Genomic DNA, 8,102 nt, shown 5'->3' with positions numbered 1-8,102 from the left:
CCTGCCGCCACCGTCGTTAATGCGGACGCGGAGGAAGTGGACTTGGCCGGGGTCGACGGCGTGTGGCTGGACCCGGCGCGGCGGACAACGACGACGTCAGGAACCACCCGCATCTTCGACCCGGAAGCATTCTCGCCGCCGCTGTCCTTCGTGGAACGGCTAGCCGACCGGGGCCTGCCGGTGGGGGTCAAGATGGGCCCGGGGATTCCCCATGATGCGCTGCCGGAGAATTGCGAGGCCCAGTGGGTCTCGGTCAACGGCGATGTGGTCGAGGCTGCGTTGTGGTTCAACCAACTCGCCCGGCCAGGCGTGCGCCGGGCCGCTTTAGTGACCGGCAGCGGCGGGACAGCAGAGTTGACCAGCGCCGTCAGCTACGACCCGGGCGGCCAGGACGTGGACACCGGTCCGGCCGAGGGCTTCCTGTATGAGCCGGACGGCGCCGTGATCCGCGCCGGGCTGGTCGCCGACCTCGCCCGCGGCCTGGACGGACACCTGTTGGATCCGCATATCGCCTACATCTGCGCGCCGCAGCTGCACCAAACGCCCTTTGCCCGCGCCTACCGGGTGCTGGAGGTCAAGCCGTACAACGTCAAGAAACTCAAGGCGTGGGTGAAGGAGAACCGGATCGGCACCCTGGACATCAAAAAGCGGGGCACCTCCGTCACGCCGGATGAGTTGCGCAAGACCCTGTTGACCGGTTCCGGCAAGGGTCCGAACAAGGCCACCCTGGTGCTGACACGCATCGGCGAAGACCGGATCACCATCGTCGTCGAGCCCGTTCCCGCCGCCGGCACCCGCAGCCGCGAGCGCGCCGCCAGGCCCTGACGCACTAGAATCGACTGTGTCTTCGCCCCGCTGGCGCGAGACGAGCACCTCCGGCGCGAGCCGGTTCCCGCCAGAGACGGAGCAGCGTTTGAACATCGATTTCGCACGGTCCGCCCAGTCCTCCCTCGGAGTCGAATGGGAGCTGGCGCTGGTGGATGCCCAGACCGGCGAATTGGTCTCCGTGGCCGAGCAGGTACTGGACGCCGTCCGCGCCGGGCACCCGGAGCTGCAGGATGACGACGAGCACCCTCATGTGAAGCAGGAGCTGCTGCTGAACACCGTGGAGCTCGTCACCGGCGTCTGCAGCACTGTCAGTGAGGCCAAAGCCGACCTCAGCAGCGCGCTGGCAGCCGTCCGCGACGTCACCGATCCAATGGGCGTGGAACTCTTCTGCGCCGGCAGCCATCCGTTTGCCGCACCCCGGTCGCAGCCGGTGACGGATAAGGCCCGCTACGCCAAGCTGATCGACCGCACCCAATGGTGGGGCCACCAGATGGTGATCTACGGCGTCCACGTGCACGTTGGCCTGGACCACCGGGACAAGGCGCTGCCGGTGCTGGACGGACTGGTCAACTATTTCCCGCACTTCCAGGCGCTCTCCGCTTCCTCCCCCTTCTGGGCCGGAGAGGACACCGGATACGCCTCGCAGCGCGCGCTGATGTTCCAGCAGCTGCCCACCGCCGGGCTGCCCTTCCAGTTCCCCAGCTGGGCCGTCTACGAAGACTACGTCGAGGACATGTTCACCACCGGGGTGATCGACACGATCAGCGAGATCCGGTGGGACATCCGGCCGGTTCCAGCCCTGGGCACCATCGAGATGCGGGTGTGCGACGGGCTGTCCACCCTGCAGGACGTGGGGGCCGTTGCCGCGCTCACCCAGTGCCTGGTGGACGAGTTCTCCACCGCGCTGGACCACGGCTGGGCCATCCCGACCATGCCGCCGTGGCATGTGCAGGAGAACAAGTGGCGGGCCGCGCGCTACGGCATGGACGCCATCATCATTCTCAACGCCGCCGGCAAGGAAATGCCGGTGACGGAGCACCTGCGCGAGCACGTGTTGAACCGACTGGAGCCGGTCGCCAAGAAGCTCGGCTGCAGCGACGAGCTGGCCGACGTGGAAAAGATTATTGACGCCGGTGCCGGCTACCAGCGCCAGCGCCGGGTGGCGGCAGCGCACGACGGCGACCTGCGCGCCGTCGTGCTTGACGTGGTCGGCCAGCTCCGCGGAACGGCCTGACACCGCCGGTTCCGCGACGCAACCCGGATCTTGCGGTCCCCGCGGGATTCCCGCGCCCTTGTCTCCCTCCCGCCCCTTGACAGGCGTAGGCTCTGCCCAGGGGGAAACCGGAGCGGGAAGGGGCTGGGCATGGCCGGGGGAAAACAGGCTGATGACGAGGCGATGTATCAGGCGGAGGCAGCCGGTTCGGAGCAGCAATCCGAAGCCCCGCCGCATGCCGGTTCCGCTGGTTTGGCTGCCGCCATCGAGCCGGACGTGGACCGCCCCGGCGGCGACGGCCCGGACGACGACGTGACCGACGAGGTTTCCGACGACGGGGCCGACGACGCGGCGGACGACCCGGAACCGGTTCCCCCGATGTCACCGGACAACGGCTCCTAGGACCAGCCAGCTCCCCGGGCAGCGGAAGCGCGCTGGCTGTCCGGGGCCTTGGCTGTCCGGGGCCTTGACCGCTGCGGCCGGGCATGTGAAGCTTGCGGGCACTCGATTATTCGCTCCCCCTAGGCGGCACTGATGAGAGCCATGGTGTACCGCGGGCCGTACAAGACCCGGGTTGAAGAAAAAGACATTCCCTCGATTGAACACCCCAACGACGCCATCGTGCGGGTGACCCTGGCCGCAATCTGCGGCTCGGACCTGCACCTGTACCACGGCATGATGCCGGACACCCGGGTGGGCATGACCTTCGGGCATGAATTCATCGGGGTGGTCCACCAAGTGGGGCCGTCGGTCCAAAACCTCAAGCCCGGAGACCGCGTCATGGTGCCGTTCAACGTCTACTGCGGGTCTTGTTATTTCTGCGCACGGGGATTGTATTCCAACTGCCACAACGTCAACCCGAATGCCACGGCCGTGGGAGCCATCTACGGGTACTCCCACACCTGCGGTGGCTACGACGGCGGGCAAGCCGAGTATGTGCGGGTGCCGTTTGCAGACGTCGGACCGGGCTTGATCCCGGAATGGATGGACGACGAGGACGCGGTCATGCTCACCGATGCCCTTCCCACCGGATACTTCGGGGCACAGCTGGGCGACATTGTCGAAGGCGACACCGTGGTGGTGTTCGGAGCCGGGCCGGTGGGATTGTTCGCTGCGCAGTCCTCATGGCTCATGGGGGCCGGGCGCGTGATCGTCATCGACCATTTGGACTACCGGCTCGAAAAGGCCCGTTCCTTCGCGCATGCGGAAACCTACAACTTTGCCGAGTACGACGACATTGTGGTGCACCTGAAGAAAGTCACTGACTACCTTGGCGCCGACGTGGCGATTGACGCGGTGGGCGCCGAGGCGGACGGCAACTTCACGCAACACGTCGCCGCTGCCAAGTTCAAACTGCAGGGCGGCTCGCCGGTGGCCCTGAATTGGGCCATTGATTCTGTCCGCAAAGCCGGAACAATTTCGGTGATGGGCGCTTACGGCCCGATGTTCAGTGCGGTGAAGTTCGGCGACGCGCTCAACAAGGGCCTGACGCTGCGCATGAACCAGTGTCCGGTCAAGCGCCAATGGCCGCGTTTGTTTGAGCACATCCGCAATGGCTATCTGAAGCCCGCAGACATCGTCACGCACCGCATGCCGCTGGAGCACATTTCCGACGCGTACCACATTTTCTCGTCGAAGCTCGACGGCTGCATTAAACCGCTTATCGTTCCCAACGCCGGCTAGGAGACCCCGGATGCCGTACACAGCAGGGAAACCGGAACGCAGGCTGACCAGTGGCGAGCTCCGCGACAGGATCCCGGGCTGGGGCGCCGACCTGGACCCGAAGGACCGTCCGGCGGTGCCCAAGGAACGGTTCGACCCCGGCGCCAGCGGTGCGCACTGGGATTTTCCCGAGCGCCAAGAGGAGAAACGGCCCCGCGAGCGGTCCCTGGAACACCGCATGCTCCCGCCCGTCTTCGGCACGTCGACGCCGCTCAAAGGGCTCTCTGGCGCGATGCGCCGGTATTCCTACGAGAAATACAGCGAGGGCCGGGCAGCCCACTGGCTGATCCTCCTGGCCGCGGACCGGGTCGACGCCTGGGAGAGCCATCTGCGTTCATTCGCGACGCTGCATCCGGACAATCCGGTCACCGAATCCGGTGTGCGCAGTGAATTCACCCACCACGGGCTTGTCTCCCGCACCGGGGCAAAGCGTGCCGATCCTGGCCATCAGTGGCTCGATCCGATTATTGTCGCCGGTCCCTGGATCGCAGCAGGCGCTCTTGCTGCCGTCGCCCTTAAAGGACTGGTTCAGCGCCTCCGGGCTGGAGCGGGAAGGACCTAGGCCCTCCTACAGGGCAGCTCCACGTGCACGGGGAAGGCCAGGCACGCAACGGTCAGGGCGCGGGGAGCCACGCAGCCCATCGCTTATCTGACGGGCTGCAGCAGCCGGGTGATCAGCGCTTGGTCGCTGGCGGTGTCGGCTGAGAGGCAGACACCGATCAACAAACCGGTCTCAAACCTCCTGTGCCTCCCGCCTCGGCCCGTCTCCGGGCTCGTCCCCTGTCCGGGAACTGGACGAGAGCAGCAGCGCCGCCGTCATGACCACAGCCGTCGCCGCCGCCGATTGGGATAGGCGGCGGCAGCTCCGGCCGACCCTCGCGGGAGGATCGCTAGAGGTGGACGCTGGTGACCGGCATCGACGAATCCGGGGCGAACTCGAGCCCGGAGGGCCTGCCGCCGGCCATCACCACCTGGGCGCCGAGCGCCGCTACCATGGCCCCGTTGTCGGTGCACAGGGACACCGGCGGTACCCGCAGCGAGATGCCGTGCTCCGCGCAGCGTTCCTCGGTCAGCGCCCGCAGGCGGGAGTTGGCTGCCACCCCGCCGCCGAGCAACAGGTGGGTGATGCCGTGTTCGGTGCAGGCCAGCATCGCCTTGGCGGTAATCACGTCTGCCACCGCTTCCTGGAAGGACGCGGCAATGTCGGCCACCGGCAGCGGTTCCCCGGCGGCCTCGAACTGCTCCACGCAACGGGCTACGGCGGTCTTCAGGCCGGAGAAGGACCAGTCGTAGCGGTGCGGCCCCGGTGCCTCGGCGGAGCCCATGTATTTGGGCTGGCTCAGTCCACGGGGAAAACGGACCCGCTTCGGGTCGCCCTCGCGCGCCAGTTTGTCAATCGCCGGGCCGCCGGGGTAGCCAAGGCCAAGGATGCGGGCCACCTTGTCGTACGCTTCGCCCGCGGCGTCGTCGATGGTGGAGCCGAGCAGTTCCACATCGTCGGTCAGCGAGCGCACCCGCAGGATCTCCGTGTGCCCGCCGGAGACCAGCAGCGCGCCCAGGTTTTCCGGCAGCTCTCCGCCGTCCAGCACGCCAACGCCCACATGGGCCACCAGGTGGTTGATCGCGTAGAGCGGCTTGCCGGTGGCCAGCGACAGTGCCTTGGCTGCGCACACGCCCACCATCAGGGCGCCGGCCAGCCCGGGCCCGGAGGTTACCGCCAGCGCGTCCACGTCCTCCAGGGTCACGCCGGCGGTATCCAGGGCCTGCTCCAGCGTCGGGATGAAGGCATCGAGGTGGGCGCGCGAGGCAATTTCCGGGATGACGCCGCCGAACCGCACGTGTTCCTCCATTGAGGATGAAACGGTGTTGGCCAGGAGCGTATCGCCGCGGACAATGCCCACGCCGGTTTCGTCGCAGGAGGATTCAATGCCGACCACCAGCGGTTCGGTGCGGTTCATCGCCTGTCCTCCGTCGTCCCGTTTTCTTCCGTCGTCCCGGGTCCCTCGTGAGCCCGTCCGGCTTCGGCGCCGGGAGTACCTGTCCAGTCCTTCAGCTGCAGCCGCATAATCAGCGCATCAACGCCGCCGCGGTAGTAGCGCGGCCGCACGTGGATCCGCTCGAAGCCGAACCAGCGGTAGAGCCGCTGTGCCCGCGGGTTGTCCGCGCGCACTTCCAGCAGCACGTCGTCGGCCTGCTGCTCCGCGGCCTGCTCAATCAGCAGTGTCAGCAACGTGGTGCCGATCCCTTGGCCTTCGCGCTGGGGCACCACCGCAATGGTCTGTACGTCGGCAATCGGCGGCACGCACATCAGCCCGGCATAGCCGATCACGTCGCCGAGCGCGTCCTCAGCGACGTAATAGCTGCGGGTTTCCTGCGCCAGCTCCTCATAGAACATCTCCGTCGGCCAGGCATCATCCGGGAACAGCTTGCGTTCCAGCGCATCCACGGCCGGCACATCGGCTTCGGTCATCGGCCGGATGCGGCCCGCCGGCTGCCGGGCGGGGGCCGTCACAGTGCCCGCTTCCGCGGTCCGGGCACCTTGGCGTCGGACTCGCGCAGGTACAGCGGCGTGGTCTCCAGCAGGTCCAATCCCTTGTCCAGGGCGACGACGGCGGTGCGCCCCAGCGCTTCGGCGGTCGGCTGGGTGCCGCTGAACCCGGTGACGCCGCGCAGCTGCTCCGGGTACAGCCCGGCACCCATGCCGTAAGCGGGCAGGTCCGGAACCTCCGGCGGCGCGCTGACGTGCGGGCCATCGAGCAGTTCATGCATCCCGCCGGTGCTCCGGTAGCGCGCCCAGTACACTTCCTTGCGCCGTGCATCGGTGGCCACCACAAACTCGTCCACGCCGGCCCGCCACGCGTCCAGCGCCGCGTCCACGGCAATGGCGTCCAGGCTCATCACCCCGTGCAGTGGCTTGCCCCAGGCGAACGCCAGCGAGCGCGCGGTGGCGATGCCGGAGCGCAGCCCGGTGAACGGCCCCGGGCCCACCCCCACCACCAGGGCGTCGATGTCGGCACCGGTGACATCCGCCGTCGTCATGATTTTGCCGATCCCTGGCGCCAGCACTTCGGCGTGGGTGCGGGTGTCCTCGGTGGCGAAGGCGGCCAGGGTCTCTCCTTGTCCGGCCAGCAGCGCGGCGCTGGCGACGGCGGAGGTATCAATGGAGAGGATCAGCACGCATCAATTTTACTTGAGGTCCGCCGGGCGGCTTGCCGGCGCCGGATCCGGCGGTCGGCAAGGCCGCCGGATCCGGGGCCGCCGTGAAGGACGGGATGATCAGGCGGAGGGTTGGCCGGCGATGTTGACCAGCCATTGGACGCCGAATTTGTCGGTGCACATCCCGAAGGTGTCGCCCCAGGGCGCCTTTTGCAGCGGCTCGGTGACGGTGGCACCGTCGATCAGCTTCTCCCAGTAGCCGCGCAGTTCCGCCTCGTTGTCGCCGCTGAGCGAAAGGGAGTGGCTGGAGCCGGGCGTGTAGTCCATCGTGTTGGGAGTGTCGGCTGCCATGAGGACCAGGCCGCGCTCGGTGGACAGCTGGCCGTGCATGATTTTGTCTGTCTCCGCCGGATCCTCGCTGGCGTGGAAGTCACCAAAGGTGCTCAACGTCAACTCGCCGCCAAACACCGACTGGTAGAACGTCATCGCGTCTTTGGCCTGGTCGCGGAATCCCAGGTATGGGTTCAGCTTGGTTTCCATGGGGGCCTCCTCGTGGGGTGTCGCCTCGATTATGGACCTGGGGTTTCAGGCAGAGAAGAGCGCAGTGGCCTCCAGCCGCTCCGGCGGCACGATTTCGACACATCCTCCGCGAAGGTGGGCTCCTCCGGATGGGTCAGGCGAACATGAAAGCGGCCCAGCGCGGCCCGTAGGCGGTGATGTGGATCAGCCGCGGCTCGCCCTCGTCGGACTCTTCGAAATCAAGCACGACGCCGGAGCCTTCGTGCGTTCCCCGCGTGCCGCCGACAGTGCCCGGCTCGGCCGCCGGGCCCGGGCCCGGGCCTGTGCCAGGGCCCGGTGCCGCGCCCTCGCCGGGCCGGTTCGCCAGGTCTGCCCCGGTTGCCCGGACCAGTGAGATGTCCAGCCAACTGTCGGAGAGGTGCTCGACCCGGCCGCGGCCCCACTCCACCACGGTCACGGCTTCGTCCAGGGTGTTCTCCAGGTCGATGTCGTCAATTTCGCCTTCGGACTGCAGCCGGTAGGCATCCACGTGGACCAGGTCCGGCCCGCCGTTCATGCTGGGGTGGCTGCGCACCAGGACGAACGTGGGCGAAATGATGCCGGGCCGGACGCCGAGCCCCTCCCCCAGCCCTTGCGTGAAGGTGGTTTTCCCGGCCCCCAAACC

At 67.6% G+C, this 8,102-nt stretch carries 10 protein-coding genes; 5 read left to right on the top strand and 5 right to left on the bottom strand.

Going from position 1 to position 8,102, the window contains the following annotated elements; translation table 11 throughout:
- The 5 genes from AC5RWT_RS31835 to AC5RWT_RS31815 form a co-directional block, all read left to right on the top strand.
- Positions 1 to 825: THUMP-like domain-containing protein (locus tag AC5RWT_RS31835; RefSeq protein ID WP_494083706.1), on the top strand; the 825-nt coding region annotated here is incomplete at its 5' end.
- An 88-nt stretch (positions 826 to 913) separates the two neighbouring features.
- Positions 914 to 2,062, top strand: a complete 1,149-nt coding sequence (locus AC5RWT_RS31830) for a glutamate--cysteine ligase (RefSeq protein ID WP_494083705.1) — start codon at positions 914 to 916, stop codon at positions 2,060 to 2,062.
- Between the two features lie 129 nt (positions 2,063 to 2,191).
- A complete protein-coding gene (locus AC5RWT_RS31825) occupies positions 2,192 to 2,443 on the top strand; it encodes a hypothetical protein (protein WP_494083704.1) in 252 nt (83 codons plus the stop codon).
- A gap of 132 nt (positions 2,444 to 2,575) precedes the next feature.
- Positions 2,576 to 3,724: a zinc-dependent alcohol dehydrogenase gene (locus tag AC5RWT_RS31820; RefSeq protein ID WP_494083703.1), complete on the top strand. Its 1,149-nt coding sequence runs from the start codon at positions 2,576 to 2,578 to the stop codon at positions 3,722 to 3,724.
- A 10-nt stretch (positions 3,725 to 3,734) separates the two neighbouring features.
- Positions 3,735 to 4,325 carry a hypothetical protein gene (locus AC5RWT_RS31815; protein ID WP_494083702.1) on the top strand — a complete coding sequence of 197 codons (591 nt, stop codon included), beginning with the start codon at positions 3,735 to 3,737 and terminating at the stop codon, positions 4,323 to 4,325.
- A 328-nt stretch (positions 4,326 to 4,653) separates the two neighbouring features.
- Here the strand turns inward: AC5RWT_RS31815 and tsaD are convergent, their stop codons facing one another.
- The 5 genes from tsaD to tsaE form a co-directional block, all read right to left on the bottom strand.
- Positions 4,654 to 5,721, bottom strand: a complete 1,068-nt coding sequence (gene tsaD / locus AC5RWT_RS31810; RefSeq protein ID WP_494083701.1) for a tRNA (adenosine(37)-N6)-threonylcarbamoyltransferase complex transferase subunit TsaD — start codon at positions 5,719 to 5,721, stop codon at positions 4,654 to 4,656.
- Positions 5,718 to 6,233, bottom strand: a complete 516-nt coding sequence (gene rimI, locus AC5RWT_RS31805) for a ribosomal protein S18-alanine N-acetyltransferase (protein ID WP_494083700.1) — start codon at positions 6,231 to 6,233, stop codon at positions 5,718 to 5,720. The genes tsaD and rimI overlap by 4 nt, the downstream gene beginning before the upstream one ends.
- A gap of 38 nt (positions 6,234 to 6,271) precedes the next feature.
- The gene (gene tsaB / locus AC5RWT_RS31800; RefSeq protein ID WP_494083699.1) at positions 6,272 to 6,940 is read right to left on the bottom strand and encodes a tRNA (adenosine(37)-N6)-threonylcarbamoyltransferase complex dimerization subunit type 1 TsaB; all 669 of its coding nucleotides are present in this window, start codon (positions 6,938 to 6,940) and stop codon (positions 6,272 to 6,274) included.
- A 99-nt stretch (positions 6,941 to 7,039) separates the two neighbouring features.
- On the bottom strand, positions 7,040 to 7,459 hold the full coding sequence (locus AC5RWT_RS31795; protein ID WP_494083698.1) for a VOC family protein: 420 nt from the start codon (positions 7,457 to 7,459) through the stop codon (positions 7,040 to 7,042).
- A gap of 133 nt (positions 7,460 to 7,592) precedes the next feature.
- A complete protein-coding gene (gene tsaE, locus AC5RWT_RS31790; protein WP_494083707.1) occupies positions 7,593 to 8,099 on the bottom strand; it encodes a tRNA (adenosine(37)-N6)-threonylcarbamoyltransferase complex ATPase subunit type 1 TsaE in 507 nt (168 codons plus the stop codon).
- Between the last annotated feature and the right edge of the window lie 3 nt (positions 8,100 to 8,102).

The sequence above is a fragment of the Arthrobacter sp. Dra40 genome, from assembly GCF_059091905.1.
The sequence above is the reverse complement of the archived record's forward strand: the minus strand, read 5'-3'. Positions and strand labels throughout refer to the sequence as shown.